General features: G+C 46.9%; 14 protein-coding genes. 7 read left to right on the top strand and 7 right to left on the bottom strand.

From position 1 onward, the window contains the following. Positions 1-18 precede the first annotated feature (18 nt). From VNM22_21520 to sppA, 6 genes are all read left to right on the top strand, one after another. Entirely contained in the window at positions 19-585 is a 567-nt protein-coding gene (locus tag VNM22_21520; GenBank protein ID HWP49750.1) for a shikimate kinase, read from the top strand. Further along, positions 549-1,628, top strand: a complete 1,080-nt coding sequence (gene aroC, locus VNM22_21515) for a chorismate synthase (protein ID HWP49749.1) — start codon at positions 549-551, stop codon at positions 1,626-1,628. Before VNM22_21520 ends, aroC begins: the two co-directional genes overlap by 37 nt. Positions 1,629-1,681: 53 nt before the next feature. Continuing rightward, the gene (cmk, locus tag VNM22_21510) at positions 1,682-2,362 is read left to right on the top strand and encodes a (d)CMP kinase (GenBank protein ID HWP49748.1); all 681 of its coding nucleotides are present in this window, start codon (positions 1,682-1,684) and stop codon (positions 2,360-2,362) included. A gap of 48 nt (positions 2,363-2,410) precedes the next feature. Beyond that, on the top strand, positions 2,411-3,040 hold the full coding sequence (locus VNM22_21505) for a lysophospholipid acyltransferase family protein (GenBank protein ID HWP49747.1): 630 nt from the start codon (positions 2,411-2,413) through the stop codon (positions 3,038-3,040). A gap of 61 nt (positions 3,041-3,101) precedes the next feature. Continuing rightward, the gene (locus VNM22_21500) at positions 3,102-4,937 is read left to right on the top strand and encodes a 30S ribosomal protein S1 (protein ID HWP49746.1); all 1,836 of its coding nucleotides are present in this window, start codon (positions 3,102-3,104) and stop codon (positions 4,935-4,937) included. 168 nt (positions 4,938-5,105) lie between these two features. Continuing rightward, on the top strand, positions 5,106-5,993 hold the full coding sequence (gene sppA, locus VNM22_21495; GenBank protein ID HWP49745.1) for a signal peptide peptidase SppA: 888 nt from the start codon (positions 5,106-5,108) through the stop codon (positions 5,991-5,993). 5 nt (positions 5,994-5,998) lie between these two features. Here sppA and VNM22_21490 read toward each other — a convergent pair whose 3' ends face one another. The 7 genes from VNM22_21490 to VNM22_21460 form a co-directional block, all read right to left on the bottom strand. Continuing rightward, on the bottom strand, positions 5,999-6,883 hold the full coding sequence (locus VNM22_21490; protein ID HWP49744.1) for a haloalkane dehalogenase: 885 nt from the start codon (positions 6,881-6,883) through the stop codon (positions 5,999-6,001). Between the two features lie 26 nt (positions 6,884-6,909). Then, on the bottom strand, positions 6,910-7,659 hold the full coding sequence (locus tag VNM22_21485) for a succinate dehydrogenase/fumarate reductase iron-sulfur subunit (GenBank protein ID HWP49743.1): 750 nt from the start codon (positions 7,657-7,659) through the stop codon (positions 6,910-6,912). A 343-nt stretch (positions 7,660-8,002) separates the two neighbouring features. After that, complete coding sequence (locus VNM22_21480; protein ID HWP49742.1) at positions 8,003-9,916, bottom strand: fumarate reductase/succinate dehydrogenase flavoprotein subunit; 1,914 nt, start codon at positions 9,914-9,916, stop codon at positions 8,003-8,005. After that, positions 9,913-10,611, bottom strand: a complete 699-nt coding sequence (locus VNM22_21475) for a succinate dehydrogenase cytochrome b subunit (protein HWP49741.1) — start codon at positions 10,609-10,611, stop codon at positions 9,913-9,915. The genes VNM22_21480 and VNM22_21475 overlap by 4 nt, the downstream gene beginning before the upstream one ends. 256 nt (positions 10,612-10,867) lie before the next feature. Then, positions 10,868-11,140 (bottom strand): TMEM165/GDT1 family protein, encoded by a 273-nt coding sequence (locus tag VNM22_21470; GenBank protein ID HWP49740.1) that lies wholly within the window; start codon positions 11,138-11,140, stop codon positions 10,868-10,870. Positions 11,141-11,525: 385 nt separating this feature from the next. Continuing rightward, complete coding sequence (acnA, locus tag VNM22_21465) at positions 11,526-14,237, bottom strand: aconitate hydratase AcnA (protein HWP49739.1); 2,712 nt, start codon at positions 14,235-14,237, stop codon at positions 11,526-11,528. Between the two features lie 66 nt (positions 14,238-14,303). Next, positions 14,304-15,581, bottom strand: coding sequence for a VIT1/CCC1 transporter family protein (locus tag VNM22_21460; protein ID HWP49738.1), 1,278 nt, complete (start codon positions 15,579-15,581; stop codon positions 14,304-14,306). Between the two features lie 409 nt (positions 15,582-15,990). Between VNM22_21460 and VNM22_21455 the strand changes: the two genes are divergently transcribed. Beyond that, the coding region (locus VNM22_21455; protein HWP49737.1) for a hypothetical protein at positions 15,991-16,230 on the top strand (240 nt) is incomplete at its 3' end.

Genomic DNA, 16,230 nt, shown 5'->3' with positions numbered 1-16,230 from the left:
AACAGGTTACTTTGGGTTTTGGATTTTGGACCCTGGATTTTTATTAATCTCATTTTAATCGGTTTTAAATCTTGTGGTAAAACAGTTATCGGTAAAGAGCTGGCCTATCGGCTTAAATGGCGGTTTATAGATTTAGACCATGTTGTGGAATCCCTCTATAGGGAAAAGCACGGACAGAAATTATCTTCGCGAGAGATATTCAAAAATCATGGGGAATCCTACTTTCGAGGCTTAGAAAAACAGGCCCTTGAAAGGCTGGAGCACATAAATTGCTGTGTTCTATCCACCGGGGGGGGTACGTTCATTTATAATTCTCTTTCGATTCCTTTAAGGAAAAATTCCAAGGTTATTTACCTTAAAGTAAATCCTGAAGTTCTCTATCGTCGGATTATCGCCCGGGGAATACCGGCTTTTTTTCAACCCGATCGGCCTTACGAATCCTTTCAGAGGCTGTTGGAGGAGAGAATTCCGGTGTATGAAAGGCTGGCCGATTTGGTGATTGATAATTCGACGATGGGAATCGAAAATGCCGTAAGGAAAATTTTAGAATGGCTGGAAGTAGTTTTGGAAACCTCTTTGTCCTGACCACGTGGGGAGAGTCTCACGGAAAGGCTATAGGGGTTGTAGTCGATGGATGTCCTGCAGGACTTGACCTGAAAGAAGAAGATATTCAAAAAGAGCTGGATCGTCGTCGTGTGGGTCAAAGTCGGGTGACTTCCCAGCGGAAGGAAGAGGATCGGGTTGAGATTTTATCCGGTATCTTTGAGGGTAAAACTACCGGAGCTCCTATCTCCATGATCGTTTATAACAAAGATGTAGATTCCAGCAAATATGAACCCATTAAGCATCTTTTTCGCCCAGGGCATGCCGATTATACCTATCAGATGAAATATGGTCTTCGGGACTATCGAGGGGGAGCACGGGCCAGTGCCCGGGAAACGGTAGGTCGGGTAGCTGCCGGAGCCATCGCGAAAAAGATTTTGTGGGAGAAGGAACAAATCCGTATTATCGGTTACACAAAACAGGTGGGGCGTTTTAAAGCCCAAAAAATCGATTTCAGTCAAATTGAGCAGAACCTAGTCCGATGTCCGGATCCGGAGGTGGCTAAACAGATGGAAGAGGCCATTGTGCAGGCACGGAAACAGGGAGATTCCCTGGGAGGCATCGTGGAAGTTGTTGCCCAACATGTGCCTCCTGGTCTTGGAGAACCGGTATTTGATAAATTAGATGCGGATCTGGCTAAGGCTTTGATGAGTATACCTGCTGTAAAAGGTGTCGAGATCGGTACCGGATTTGCTGCCGCCGAAATGATGGGTTCCGAACATAACGATCCTTTTACCGTGATCGACGGAAAGATTCGAACGACTCGAAATCATGCGGGCGGAATTCTAGGGGGTATCTCCAACGGGGAAGATATTATCGTTCGCATGGTGGTCAAACCGACCTCTTCAATCCTTAAAACCCAACCCACGGTGGATATTTTTGGTCATCCGGCGGAGATCCGGGTAGAAGGTCGGCATGATCCCTGTCTCTGTCCAAGGGCGGTTCCTGTAGCAGAGGCCATGGTAGCCCTTGTTCTGGTGGATCACTGGTTACGGAATAAAGTAAGTCGATTCGATAAACTTTAATAAAGGGTAAAGGACCGGAGATCCAAAACCGGTCTCAAACCTTGAGCCTTCAGATGATTATTGCCATTGATGGTCCGGCCGGGTCGGGGAAAAGTACCGTGGGAAAGTTACTGGCCGAAAAGTTAGGATTCGTACATATTAGTACAGGAGCTCTGTACCGTGCCATTGGATGGAAAGCGGCCCAAGAAGGAATTCCTTTCACCGATGTTCCCAGGCTTTTAGACTTGATGAAGAGAACCCGGCTAGATATCCGGCGGGGTAAAAATGGATCTTATGAAGTCTATGTGGATGGGGTGGAAGTAACTTCCGTTTTATATTCCCAGGAGGTGGGAAACCTGGCTTCTGCCGTATCGGCTATTTCGGAGGTACGAGAGAATCTTATACCCCTCCAACGGGACTTAGGATCTAAAGGAAATGTAGTCCTGGATGGTCGGGATATCGGCACGGTGATTTTTCCAGAGGCGGATATTAAATTTTATCTGGATGCTTCTCCAGAGGAACGGGCCAAACGAAGATGGCTTGAATTGCAAGGTAAGGGGATTTCGGTTGATCTGGATAAACTTACTGAAGAGATTATCCAGCGTGATGCCCAGGATATGACCCGGGCAGTAGCCCCCTTAAGGAAAGCAAAGGATGCGATTTATATTGATTCAACAGGACTTTCTGTTGAAGAAGTGGTGGAAAAAATGTTATCGGAGGTAGAGAAAAAATTATCTAGGCGCTGTAATCCGTAGTCCCTGATGGGCATAAGATGACGGACTACCTACAGCGAGTCATGAACCATGTTTTACGCCTTCTTTCACGGTTTATTCTTTATAGTATCCACCCTTTGTTTTCGTCTTAAAGTCATAGGGCGTTCCAATATTCCCAAGAAAGGAGGCGTTATCCTCGCTTCGAATCATATCAGTTATCTGGATCCACCCATTATTGGCTGTTCGATCTGGCGTCGGGTCCACTATATGGCCAAGGAAGAACTCTTCCGACATCCGGTCCTTCGGTTCTTTATAACCCGATGGCAGGCCTTTCCTGTAAAGCGCGGAGGGATGGATCGAGCCGCTTTAAAAAAAGCGATTGAAATCGTTCTTCAAGGGGAAGTCCTTCTAATGTTTCCGGAGGGGACTCGAAGCTCCACGGGAGAGTTACAGGAAGGGAAATTGGGAGTCGGTATGATAGCAGTTAAATCCAAGGGGGTGATAATTCCAACCCTGATTCAGGGGACCGATAAAATTCTTCCCAGGGGAAAAAGATTTCCCAGATTGAATAGGGTTCTCATCAAGTTTGGAAAACCCATTTATATAGATCAGATAACCCATGAGGGCCCTTCAAAAGAACTGTATATCAAGGTAAGTACTCTAATTATGGAGAAAATCAGAGAACTGAAGCAAGAAGTTCTTGACGAAAATAAAAGATAGGTTTAGGTTATAGAGTTGCTACACATAAAAATTTTATGAAAACTAGGAGGTAAACAATTACATGGTTCAAGACGTAACCTCACCTGATAAAGATTTTAACGGTGAAATTAAAAATGAAAAAAAGGAGGATTCTAAAGAGGTAAACGCATCTTCCCGGGGTAATCCAGATATTCCTCAAGAGGAGGATTTCGATTTGGAGGATGAAGCTGAGAAGCCAGATCCTGAGTTAGCCCGTCTCTACGAGGAAACCCTTGCAGATATTGAGGAAGGAAGTATTGTACGTGGCTCCATCGTTCAAATTACGGATACAGAAGTTCTTATCGATATTGGATATAAATCTGAAGGGACGATTCCTTTAAGGGAATTTAAAACGGTCACTGGAGCCCCCATGGAGATCAAAATCGGAGATCAGATAGACGTCTATCTGGAGAGTACTGAAGATGAGGAAGGATTGGTGGTTCTCTCTAAAGAAAAAGCAGATCGGATTCAAATCTGGGATCAAATGGCTAAAGCCCATGAGGAGAATAGAGTGGTAGAGGGAGTAGTAGTGGAAAAGATCAAGGGTGGCCTGACGGTGGATATTGGGGTTCGCTCTTTCCTTCCGGGTTCCCAGGTCGATTTACGTCCGGTTAAAAATTTAGAATCCTTTATAGGTCAGACGATTAAGGCTAAAATTATTAAACTCAATAGACGGCGAGGTAATATTGTACTCTCTCGTCGAGCAATTTTAGAGGAAGAACGTGGAGCGCTTCGTAAGCAAACGCTTCAGCAAATTGAAGAAGGTAAGATCCTTAAGGGTATTGTTAAAAATGTAACTGAATACGGAGCTTTTATAGATCTAGGTGGTATTGATGGTCTGCTTCATATCACCGATATGTCTTGGGGCCGTATTAATCATCCTTCAGAGATCTTGACCGTAGGATCGGAGATCGAAGTAAAGGTCCTGAAATTTGACCGGGAGAAGGAAAAAGTCTCTTTAGGCCTCAAACAAAAGTATCCGGATCCCTGGGAAACTGCAGATCAAAAGTATCCGGTTGGTTCTAAAGTCCGGGGGAAAGTCGTGAGTGTAACCGATTATGGGGCTTTTGTAGAGCTGGAACCTGGTGTTGAAGGACTCGTTCACATCTCAGAAATGTCCTGGACAAAAAAGGTGAAACACCCCTCTAAAATAGCCAACGTCGGGGACATGGTAGAAGCTGTGGTTTTGGATTTAGATAAGGCCAATCGAAGGATTTCGCTTGGGCTGAAACAAATGGAACCGAATCCCTGGACGGTAGTAGCCGAGAAATACCCGGTAGGTAGTGTGGTACGAGGTACAGTACGAAATCTTACAGACTTTGGAGCCTTTGTCGAACTGGAAGAGGGTATCGACGGTCTTGTTCATATATCGGATATGTCCTGGACGAGTCGGGTGAAGCATCCTTCTGAAATCGTCAAAAAGGGAGATGTTGTGGAGGCGGTGGTGCTGGGAATAGATGTTGAAAAAGAGCGATTATCCTTAGGATTTAAACAACTTCAACCCGATCCCTGGCAGGGAATCAGTAACCAAATTTTGGTGGGAGCTAACGTAAAAGGAAAGGTTGTTCGGTTGACCGATTTTGGTGCGTTCGTAGAACTTGAAAATGGAGTTGAAGGGCTACTTCATGTCTCTGAGATCAGTAAAAAACGCATCAAAAAACCTTCTGATGTTTTATCTGAAGGACAGGAAATTATGGCCAAGGTGATTAAACTGGATGAAGCAAATCGTCGCATCGGCTTAAGCATTAAGGCCTATAAAGAGGAGGTTGGAGAAACCGAACAGGATGAGGAAACGGAATCGACCGGCCATGAAGCAGAAGTCCCACAAGCTCAAACCGAAGCCGAATCTTCTGAAGATAAGCCCGCCCAAGAAACTTAGACTTGAAGAGGTTAGCCCAAGAAACCCGTTTTCTCCAGGAAGGCGGGTTTCTTAATTTTTTGTTTGTCGGAGCCTTCCAGCGTTTCAAAATTAAAGCAAACTTTGCTGTTACCTGAATAGCAGCAAGGAGACTATATCGTATACCTTGCTGTTTTCTTTAATCCTTCCATGAAAAAGCGAACCTTCATACTAAGTTTTTTAATATGTCTGGTAGTTTTCATTTTTCTGGGCTTTGTGGCCGTTGGGATTTATCTGGTTTTAAAGGAAGAAAAGCCGGGTTTTGTCAGCTCGGTTAAAAAAGTGGGGCTCGTTAAGATTGAAGGGGTTATTTTAGATTCCAAAGAAATCATCGAGCATCTCCATCAACTTCGAGATAACGAAGCAGTTCCTGCCATTCTCCTGAGAATCGATAGCCCCGGCGGGGGTGTAGGACCTTCCCAGGAAATTTACAAAGAAATCCTGAAACTTCGAGAAAAGAAAAAGATCGTTGTTTCCATGGGCTCCCTTGCAGCTTCCGGAGGCTATTACATTGCCAGTGCAGCAGATTGGATCATTGCCAATCCGGGGACTTTGACGGGTAGTATTGGAGTTATCCTTCAAGGTATGAATATGGAAGAGTTGTTCAAGAAAATCGGCGTGAAGACCATGGTTGTTAAAAGCGGTAAATATAAAGATATTTTCTCCCCGGATCGGGAGATGACCGAAGATGAAAAAAAACTTCTACAGGCAATGATCGATGAAGTTTACGAGCAATTTTTAGATGCCATCGTTCAGGGTCGTAGGAATATCAACAAAGAAACTTTAAGATCCATTGCGGATGGAAGGGTTTTTACAGGAAGCCAGGCGAAAGAGTATGGGTTGGTAGATGAATTGGGTAATTTCCAGGATGCCCTGGAAAAAGCTGCCCAATTGGGAAATATTGAAGGCAAACCCGAGGTGATCGAGCCTAAGAAGAAACGACTCTCTATTTTAGAACAGTTAGTAGAAGGAATAACCCATTTATCCTCTCAAATGGCAGAAGGGCGTTCTTTCAAGCTCATGTACTTGCTTCAATAAGTACTTTAAGTCAATGCCATAAAAGCCGCGATGATTTGTCCAATCTCAGCCGGTGAATCTTCCTGGATGAAATGGATTCCTTTGACGGTAATTTCCTGCTGATTCGGCCAGGTTCGGCAAAATTCTCGCTGAGCGCCTACCAGAATGGAACCGGGTTCTGCATTAATGAACAGCTTGGGGATTTTACTGGTTGCAAGCCAGGTAGCATAGTGATTTACAATCCGCGTGACCTCTTCGGGCTCTCCATCTAAGGGTATTTCTCGAGGCCATGTGAGCATAGGCCGCCGAGACTCCCCGGGCTCCAGGTAAGGCCGACGGTACGCATTCATTTCCTCCTCTGTGAGTTGTCGAAGGATACTGGCCGGAAGAATCCGCTCAATGAAGAGATTCTTCTGGAGAATCATTTCTTCACCGGCGGAGGATCGCAAACCTTTAAAGATATTACGGGCTACCTCCGGCCATTCGCTCCAGGTCAGAGGTCTTACAATTGTTTCCATATAAACTATCGCTCTGACCCGTTCCGGATATCGGTAGGCCCAATAGAAGGCAAGGGCTCCCCCCCAGTCATGTCCTACCAGGATAACCTTCTCCCGAAGGTCCAGCGCCTGGAACCAGGCATCCAGATAACGGGCATGATCGACAAAACGATAAGAACCGTCCGGAGCCTTACCGGAATCTCCCATCCCAACCAGATCCGGAGCAAGGCAACGACCTCGCTCCTCCACATAGGGGATTACATTCCGCCACAGATAGGAGTACGTCGGATTTCCATGCAGGAAAACAATGGGGGCCCCCTGGCCGGTATCAATATAAGCCATCTGGGTGTTCAACACCGTCACACGCTGCCGTTGGTAAAGATCATAAGCTGAGATGGAAGAAGTTTGGTTCATAATTTTTTATGGAACCGGTTCCCTATTTATTTTGATAAGTCCAGGATCGCTTTGAGATATTCTCGTCGCATTTTTGCAATGTTGGAAATCGAAATAGATTTTGGGCATACCGCTTCGCATTCGGCATAATTTGAGCAATCGCCAAAACCTTCGGCGTCCATTTGTTGAACCATGCGTATTACCCGCCGCTTTCTTTCCGGATGACCTTGAGGTAAAAGGGCGAGATGGGTTATTTTAGCCGCCGTAAATAGTGCGGCCGATGCATTGGGACAGGCTGCCACACAGGCCCCACAGGCAATACATGAAGCCGAATCCATGGCCTGATCGGCATTTTCTTTGGGAACCAAAATAGTATTGGCATCGGGGGCGCCGCCTACGTTAACTGAGATATAACCTCCTGCAGCCATAATTCGATCAAAGGCGCTTCGATTGACCACCAGATCCTTTATAATGGGAAAGGCACTCGCCCGGAAAGGTTCAATGGTGATGGTATCTCCATCTTTAAAATGCCGCATATGAAGTTGACAGGCTGCAGTAGCCCGGAGAGGGCCATGGGCAATTCCGTTAATCACCATTCCACACGAGCCGCAAATTCCTTCTCGACAATCGCTGTCGAATTCAATGGGATCTTCCCCTCGCTTCAGGAGATCTTCGTTGACTACATCCAGCATTTCAAGAAAAGACATATCCGGAGAAATATCTCTGGCGGTATAAGGAACCAACTTACCGGGGCTTTCGGCATTCGCCTGGCGCCAGACAAGCAAATTGAATGTCATCTTCCTTTGCATGTAAAGAAATAGAAACCACAAAGATCCCAAAGAGCACGAAGGAGATTTTCTATCATCTCCCGGTCAGGGTCCCCCCCTAACGGATAGGAGCCCTGTTATCTGATCCTGACTTCCCAGACTATCGCAGAGGGGAACACCAGGATCTCCCTTCCCTGAGAAGCAGGAAGATATCTTCGACAGGGACTCCCCTCCTGAGCTTAATACCGTTGACCCTTTAGAGGGGTCGCCTGACCTTTGGGCAACCTTTTCACAGGGAAGAGGTTGTATATAGCTGGAATCTTCGTGATCTTCGTGGTTCTTCGTGTTTAAAAACTGGAGCGAGAGAATTTATCTACTTGTAACTTCGTTGACTAACCTTCACATTCTCAAATACCAGAGGTTCTTTGTGAAGCTGCGGGGCTTTATCTGGACCTGTGTATTCCCACGCAGCTACGTACATGAAATTTTCATCGTCCCGTAAGGCTTCTCCGTCTTTGGTCTGATATTCTTCACGGAAATGGCTCCCACAGGATTCTTTACGATGCAAAGCATCCAAGGCCATCAGCTCACCCAATTCTAAGAAGTCGGCCACCCGCCCAGCAAATTCCAGGTTTTTGTTTAAGCTATCCGAATCACCCGGAATCAGCACGTTTTGCCAAAATTCTTCACGGAGCTTGGGAATGACTTCCAGGGCATGCTTGAGACCGGCTTCGTTTCGGGACATACCTACGTAGTCCCACATAATTTTTCCAAGCTCCCGGTGGAATTCGAGCACAGTCTTTTTACCTTTAATAGAGAGAAGTCGAGATACCTGATTCTTAACCTGTGCTTCTGCTTCCTTAAAGGCTGGATGATCTGTACTGATCTTGGGTAGTTCAGTACCGGCCAGATAATCTCCCAGGGTGTAGGGAATGATAAAATACCCATCTGCGAGACCCTGCATCAGAGCACTGGCTCCCAGGCGGTTAGCACCATGATCGGAGAAGTTTGCCTCTCCCAATACAAATAGACCCGGAATCGTGCTCATCAAATTGTAATCGACCCATAAACCGCCCATGGTATAGTGAACTGCAGGATAGATACGCATGGGGACTTCATAGGGGTTTTCGTTGGTAATCCGCTGATACATTTCGAAGAGGTTACCGTATTTATCTTTAATGACTTCCAGGCCCAGCCGCTTAATCGCATCGGCAAAATCCAAATAAACCGCAAGGCCCGTCTCTCCAACGCCACGACCTTCGTCGCATACGGCCTTGATGCTACGAGAAGCTACATCCCGTGGGACCAGGTTACCAAAGCTGGGATATTTTCTTTCCAGAAAATAATCTCGTTCTTCTTCGGGGATTTGGTTAGGTGGGCGTTTATCCCCTCTTTTTTTCGGTACCCAGACCCGACCATCATTTCGCAAACTTTCGCTCATGAGGGTCAACTTGGACTGATACTCCCCGGAAACCGGAATACAAGTAGGATGAATTTGGGTAAAGCAGGGATTTGCAAAAAACGCTCCCCGCTTGTAACATCGCCAGATGGCGGTTGCGTTGGAGTTTTTAGCATTGGTGGAGAGGTAATAGATATTTCCATAACCACCCGTCGCCAGCACAACAGCATCTCCCACATAGGATTCGATATCTCCGGTGATGAGGTTTCGGGCTACAATTCCCCGGGCTTTTCCGTTAATCACAACCAGATCCAGCATTTCCCGCCGGGGATACAGGGTTACTCGTCCGGCATCAACCTGGCGCATCAAGGCTCCATAAGCCCCCAATAAGAGTTGTTGACCGGTCTGTCCACGGGCATAAAAGGTACGGGAAACCTGCGCCCCTCCAAAAGATCTGGTATCAAGAAGCCCTCCGTATTCCCGTGCAAAGGGAACTCCTTGTGCCACACACTGATCAATGATGTTGCAACTTAACTGGGCGAGTCGATAAACATTGGCTTCCCGGGAGCGATAGTCGCCTCCCTTGATGGTATCGTAGAAGAGTCTCCAAACGCTATCCCCATCGTTTCGGTAATTTTTAGCCGCATTGATACCCCCCTGAGCTGCGATGCTATGGGCTCTTCGGGGTGAATCGTGAAAAAAGAAGCTTTTAACATTATAACCCAACTCTGCCAGGGAAGCTGCCGCAGACGCCCCGGCCAGCCCGGTACCTACAACCAAAAGGGTATATTTACGCTTATTGGCCGGATTAACCAACTTTACTTCGAATTTACGTCGGTCCCATTTTTCTTGAATAGGACCACTGGGAATTCTGGCATCGAGTGTCATTGAGTACCTCCCATAAAATAAATCCAAATCGGTATGCCTATATATCCCGCCGCAAGCAGGATAGCCAGCACATAACCGAGGGTATAGAGGGCCGGTGTCCAACGTGGATGATGAATACCTAAAGATTGAAAAGCACTCCAAAAACCAAAGCTCAAATGATATCCCAGGAAGACCATGGCCACCACATACCAGAGGACGTACCCCGGCTTTTGGAAAACTTCTACAACCAATCGGTGTAAATCTCTCATTTCGATTCCATCCACCACGGTTTTATATTCCGGCCCAAATTTAAAAGTCTTCAGGTGAATAACGGTAAAGACCAGGATAACCACGCCGGTTATCAACATGTTGGTAGAAGCAATGGTTTTCCGGCCGGGTTTTCCAGCACTCTTTATTTTATAATATCCAACCGGTCGGGCTTTTTTCCCGCTTAACCGGATAGATATGGCATAGACAATATGTAAAATGAAAAACGCCAACAATCCCAACTCCAATACAATAAGAATCCATCCCAAACTGACCAACGTATGGGAATATTTGTTATAGGGAGCGGGATCCTTGTTAAACAGCAAAAGGTTACCTAACAGATGAAAAATAACAAAGATGAAAAGCCCCAATCCGGTTAAACCTGTGACTATTTTCCTAATAATGGAGGTCTTTAAGACCGAAGGTGTCGAGGATTTCAGCGAGATCATAGCTCAAATAGAATTTTTGAAACCGCAGATTTTCGGAGTAGATGAATTCCAAGATCCCCAGGTGTTGAGGCAAATCCAACTCAGGAATCTGTTGACTCCGCCAATCTACGTCAAGAATAATCCTTACGAATTTGTAAAGACTTCAGGGGATTTGTTCACAACCCGGGTTCTTGACATTTAGGTTAACCCTCTTTTGAATTATATTCAAGCGAAAAACGCATACTCCCAGGTCTTTACCTACCGTTTTACTTCTGTCCTAGTTTCTGCTCACCAATATCCAGATTCCCATAAAGATAAAGAAACCTCCCGCTAAGATTCGAATATAATAAGTTGGAACATAACGTGGAATTATCTGTCCCAGGATAACACCTATCAAAGAAGTTAAGACCAGGGCCAGAGCTGCTCCCAGAAAAACAGAAAAACCGGCTTTGCTGGACGCTGCATAGGTCAGGGTGGTAAGCTGGGTTTTATCTCCCAATTCGGCCAGGAAAATGGTTCCAAAAACAGTCCAAAAAGTTTTCCAGTCCATTGTACAGACCTACAGAAGACCATGGGCAGTACGTAAGGGAAGCCACCGGGAAGGTTAAGTGGGTTGATTCTGTCAAATTTCGGAAAGATCCTTCAGGGGGTTACCCCTATACGCATCAAGCTAAGTTTCATAAAACCCTACTAGAGGGCATCTCCACCTTATCCCGTTTTCACAGAGGAGGGAACTTTCGCTTCAAAGTCCCTTCCCCTGGGAAGCGGGGAAAGGTCAGGAAGGGGGCATTAGCTTAAGGCATATAGGAGTTACCCCCCGACCTATACCCGGTAACTTCCCGGGAGCAAAACCCCCTTTAACCTTGCCAAGTGAGTAAGTCCATAAGACCTCATCCTATCTTTTGCCTACTGCCCATCGCTCTCTCTACTGTTCTCTAAGAGTTTTTCTGTTGGATTATTTGCCTCAGCACATAGTGAAGTATTCCTCCATGTCGATAATATTGAACTTCGATGGGCGTATCGATACGGGCGATGGTTTCAAAGATCCTTTCCGTTCCATCCTTTTTCTTGACTCTGACCGGAATTATTTGATGGGGTTTAAGCCCATCGGCGATTCCTTCCAGGCTATAGGTTTCGAATCCGGTAAGTCCCAAGGTTTCTCGATTTTCACCCTCTTTAAACTGGAGGGGAAGAACTCCAAAACCGATCAAATTGCTCCGGTGGATACGCTCGAAGCTTTCGGCGATGATGGCTTTTATCCCCAGCAAATAGGGGCCCTTAGCAGCCCAGTCTCGGGAAGAGCCGGATCCATATTCTTTACCTGCCATAACAATCAGAGGTACTCCCTCGTTCCGATATTTTTCGGACGCCTCGTAAATGGTCATCTTTTCACCGTCTGGTAGATGAACCGTCCAGCCACCTTCTGTTCCCGGTACCATGAGATTACGCAGGCGGATGTTGGCAAAGGTTCCGCGCATCATGACCTCATGGTTACCCCGACGGGCTCCGTAAGAATTGAAGTCTTTAGGATCTACCCCAAGGCTTATAAGATACTTACCTGCCGGAGTATCCACCCCAATAGAGCCGGCCGGCGAGATATGATCGGTTGTGACCGAATCCCCTAACACTGCCAATACCCGGGCGTTATAAATGTTTTTGAGGGGCGGAACTTCCAGGGTCATACCCTCGAAGTAAGGAGGTCGTTTAACATAGGTCGAATGGGGATCCCACTGGAAGAGGTCTCCCATAGGAGCCTCAAGAGCCCTCCATCGTTCATCTCCTTTGAAAGCCTCCTCATACACTTTATGAAACATTCTGGTTTGAACTGCAGTTTGGATGGCTTCTTGAATTTCCCTTTGGGATGGCCAGATATCCTTCAAATAAACAGGTTCCCCACTGGGACTATACCCCAAGGGTTCGTGGTATAGATCGATATTCATATGTCCTGCAATGGCATAGGCGACGACCAAAGGGGGGGAGGCGAGATAGTTGGCCCGTACCAGGGGATTGATTCGTCCTTCAAAATTACGATTTCCGCTAAGAACAGCTGCCACAACAAGTTTGGCTTCACGTATTGCCTCTGCAATGGGTTGAGGTAACGGTCCGCTATTACCAATACAGGTTGTACAGCCGTATCCCACCAGGTGGAAACGTAGCGCTTCCAGGTAAGGCATCAATCCTGCTTCTTTCAGGTAATCTGTTACCACCCGGGACCCCGGGGCCAGGCTTGTTTTAACCCAGGGTTTAACTTTGAGACCTTTCTCAACTGCTTTCTTGGCCAATATACCTGCTCCAATCATAACGGAAGGATTGGAAGTATTGGTACAACTGGTAATCGCGGCAATGGCTACAGAGCCATGGCTTAATTCAAAACGCTCGTTATTCATCTCTACAACAACTCGCCCATTTTTGGTCCCTGGGAATGAGCCCCCCAACATGGAAGCCAAGGCCCGTTGAAATTCGGATTTGGCCTCCGTAAGTGGTACCCGATCTTGGGGTCGCCGGGGTCCGGCCAGACAGGGCTGTACGGTACTTAAATCTAACTCGATGGTATCCAGGAAGACCGGGTCAGGGGTCTGATCGGTACGGAATAGGCCCTGGGCTTTAGTATAGGCCTCCACCAGTTTGATAAGGTTCGGATCCCGTCCTGTCAGACGAAGATAGTTTAAAGTCTCTTCATCCACCGGGAAGAATCCGATGGTGGCTCCGTATTCCGGAGCCATATTGGCAATGGTAGCCCGATCTGCGAGGCTTAACCGACTCACTCCGGGGCCATAGAACTCAACAAACTTTCCTACCACCCCTTTTGCCCGAAGCATCTGAGTAACCGTCAGGACTACGTCCGTTGCGGTGGCCCCGGGAGGTAGTTCCCCAGAAAGTCTGAACCCGACAACTTGGGGGATTAACATAGAAAGGGGTTGCCCTAACATGGCTGCCTCCGCCTCGATCCCACCAACTCCCCATCCAACCACTCCCATACCGTTAATCATGGTGGTGTGGGAGTCTGTACCTACCAGGGTATCAGGGTAAACCAGGATACGTCCATCTTTTTCTTCTCTAAAAACAACCTGGGCCAGATATTCAAGGTTCACCTGGTGGACAATACCCATATCAGGGGGAAGGGTTCGAAAGTTTTTAAATGCGTTCTGTCCCCACTTTAAAAAGACATAGCGTTCTCTGTTACGCTGAAACTCGAGCTCGGCATTGTAATTGAAAGCGGTTGCCGTTCCAAATTGATCGACCTGTACCGAATGGTCGATGACCAGATCAACAGGTTGCAAGGGATTAATCTTTTTTGGATCCCCACCAAACTGTTGGATGACATCTCGCATAACGGCCAGATCCACAAGAGCAGGCACACCGGTGAAATCCTGCATTAACACCCGGGCTGGTTGAAAGGCGATTTCCTCTTCAACCCAGGCCTGAGATGCCGAACGACTAAGAATTTCAATATCATCCCGGGTTACCGCCCGCCCATCCTCATGGCGCAGCAAATTTTCAAGCATAATCTTCAGAGAAAAAGGAAGTCTGGAAATCTGACCTACACCGGCACGTTCCAATGCTTCTAGAGAGAAAAAATCGAAGGACTGCTCGTCCACTTTCAATACAGACTTGGTACCGAAAGAGTTCAGTTTACGGGTTTCCATAATTATTGATCCGTAGTCTGGAGCCCGTAGTCTTTAACCAACAAACGGCGGACAACAGACCACGAACTATCCTATATTCACTCCTAAAAGTAGCGAGGCCAAACGTCCCAGGGCATAGCCTATTAAACCTGATCCGGCTCCTACTAGCATAACTTCGATACCCGATCGTATCCTTGCCAATCCGGCCAGAGCTGCTTTTGCCACACCCATGACAAAAAGGGCTGTAAGCGTCAACAGACCGGATATGGCCAGATCGATATGGATGTTGGGGAATAGGAAAGGAAAGAGAGGAATGAGAGAGGCAGCTCCAAAGGCCGCTGCCATGATCAGGGCATCCCGAACAGGAGTCCCAAGTCTTTGTGGAGCAAGCCCTAATTCGAAGACAGCAAGGATTTCCAGTAAAAGATCCGGGTGACGACCTATGCGTCGAGTTACCTCTACCGCATCATTCCGCGACATACCCCGGGCTACAAGGGCTGCCATCAATTCTGCAATCTCTTCCCCGGGCTTTTCCCGAACTTCTCGACGTTCTTTCGCAAGTTCAGCTTCGTAAACCTGGCGCTGGGCCCGAGACGATAAAAAAGTGCCTGCCGACATGGATAAAATTCCGGCTATAGCCGATATAGCCCCTGCTAAAAGTACAATATGATTCGAGGTTTCTGCAGCTGCCAAACCCGCAACTACAGAGAAAGTTGATACCAGTGCATCCTGTGCCCCAAATATGACTTCCCGAATGTTGGAGAGACGTTCGATCCGGGCCGGCTCTGTCTCCAACTCCTCGATACCTCTTAATTTAGATCCTAAATCCCCAATCTTAACCCCCGTATCCGTTCGACTTTGGCCTCGGGACTCTGGACTTTGACTTCTGACCTCCGGGCTCCTGCCTTTAGACTCCGAACTGTGGATTCTGGGTTTTGGACTTTCTTTATCTGACGAAGACTCTATAGATCGGGGCGACGTTGTTTTATTTAGCTTCTCCAAGGCTGCGCGAAACATCTCTCGATGATGGCGCTCCCGGTCTAAAGAAAGTCGAAAGGCTTCCGCAGCATCCTGTCGTCCTTCCTCCTCGGCTTCACGGATCATGCGCGGGTACATTTCCTCAATCTCCTGATCTTCTCCATAAGCTGCCGCCATCAAATTCTCTCGAGTCGAGTGGACCGCACCTAAAACGTGGAGATGATTCAGTGCGTGGATAGTTTCTGCACCGGCTGCCTCAAAGAAGAGTTGGGCAATATCCGGATAACCTTCCGTAAAAGCCTGAATTCCATAAGCAATATAGCGACGATTTGCATCCGCTTCTCCGGCCAGGGCGACTTGAAGATTAGCATCGGTTTTACTCCCCATGCTGTGTTCCTCCTGTTTAAAAAATTGAGAGTCCAGATGAATTGAAATTCATCTTCAAAAATCTTTTCTATTTATTACATTGTACCTTACCTCACAGGCAATATCAACCCTAATCTTAATCAAATGGTAAATTCTACTTGTTTGTCTACAGATATCCTGCCCGATTCCTCTCCCCATTCCCTTTTGAAACTTACCCGCCCGGGTAGAAACGGTCTTAAACCTGTTTCTGCCCTCAGCAGGATTTTCAATGGCACATTTCTATAAAGAATCGGTAGGAGTAGGGAAAAAAATGTCTTTTTATAAATATTTCTTTTTTGATTGACTTTTTATGGCACCTGTAATTTAGTGGAAGGGTATTCTCCAGGTAAACCTAGACTCATTTTAACTCTATAAATGAAAGGAGTGGCCCATGTTAAAAGGTTATTGTGTTTATCCAAAAAGCTTCTATTTGCTGGGAATGGTCGTTTTGGGGATCGTGCTTACCCAGATTCCTGCTCTGGGCGCTGATCCAACCGGGGATCCGAGTATTATTCCACCTGGAGCCAAACTTGAGAAACTCTTCGAGGGAGGTTGCGTCCTCACCGAAGGGGTAGCCGCAGGCCCGGATGGAATGATCTACTTCAGTGACATTACCTTTACCTTCCGGTGT

Source organism: Candidatus Limnocylindrales bacterium (assembly GCA_035559535.1).
Classification (GTDB): Bacteria; Moduliflexota; Moduliflexia; order Moduliflexales; family JAUQPW01; genus JAUQPW01.
Note: the sequence above shows the minus strand (reverse complement) of the source record. Positions and strands in the feature narration are given on the sequence as shown.

What these genes read in the sequence shown, in the direction of transcription:
- aroC (HWP49749.1), top strand. Translation starts at nt 549, where the DNA reads ATGGCTGGAAGTAGTTTTGGAAACCTCTTTGTCCTGACCACGTGGGGA.
- cmk (HWP49748.1), top strand. Translation starts at nt 1,682, where the DNA reads ATGATTATTGCCATTGATGGTCCGGCCGGGTCGGGGAAAAGTACCGTG.
- VNM22_21505 (HWP49747.1), top strand. Translation starts at nt 2,411, where the DNA reads ATGTTTTACGCCTTCTTTCACGGTTTATTCTTTATAGTATCCACCCTT.
- VNM22_21500 (HWP49746.1), top strand. Translation starts at nt 3,102, where the DNA reads ATGGTTCAAGACGTAACCTCACCTGATAAAGATTTTAACGGTGAAATT.
- sppA (HWP49745.1), top strand. Translation starts at nt 5,106, where the DNA reads ATGAAAAAGCGAACCTTCATACTAAGTTTTTTAATATGTCTGGTAGTT.
- VNM22_21490 (HWP49744.1), bottom strand. Translation starts at nt 6,883, where the DNA reads ATGAACCAAACTTCTTCCATCTCAGCTTATGATCTTTACCAACGGCAG.
- VNM22_21485 (HWP49743.1), bottom strand. Translation starts at nt 7,659, where the DNA reads ATGACATTCAATTTGCTTGTCTGGCGCCAGGCGAATGCCGAAAGCCCC.
- VNM22_21480 (HWP49742.1), bottom strand. Translation starts at nt 9,916, where the DNA reads ATGACACTCGATGCCAGAATTCCCAGTGGTCCTATTCAAGAAAAATGG.
- VNM22_21475 (HWP49741.1), bottom strand. Translation starts at nt 10,611, where the DNA reads ATGATCTCGCTGAAATCCTCGACACCTTCGGTCTTAAAGACCTCCATT.
- VNM22_21470 (HWP49740.1), bottom strand. Translation starts at nt 11,140, where the DNA reads ATGGACTGGAAAACTTTTTGGACTGTTTTTGGAACCATTTTCCTGGCC.
- acnA (HWP49739.1), bottom strand. Translation starts at nt 14,237, where the DNA reads ATGGAAACCCGTAAACTGAACTCTTTCGGTACCAAGTCTGTATTGAAA.
- VNM22_21460 (HWP49738.1), bottom strand. Translation starts at nt 15,581, where the DNA reads ATGGGGAGTAAAACCGATGCTAATCTTCAAGTCGCCCTGGCCGGAGAA.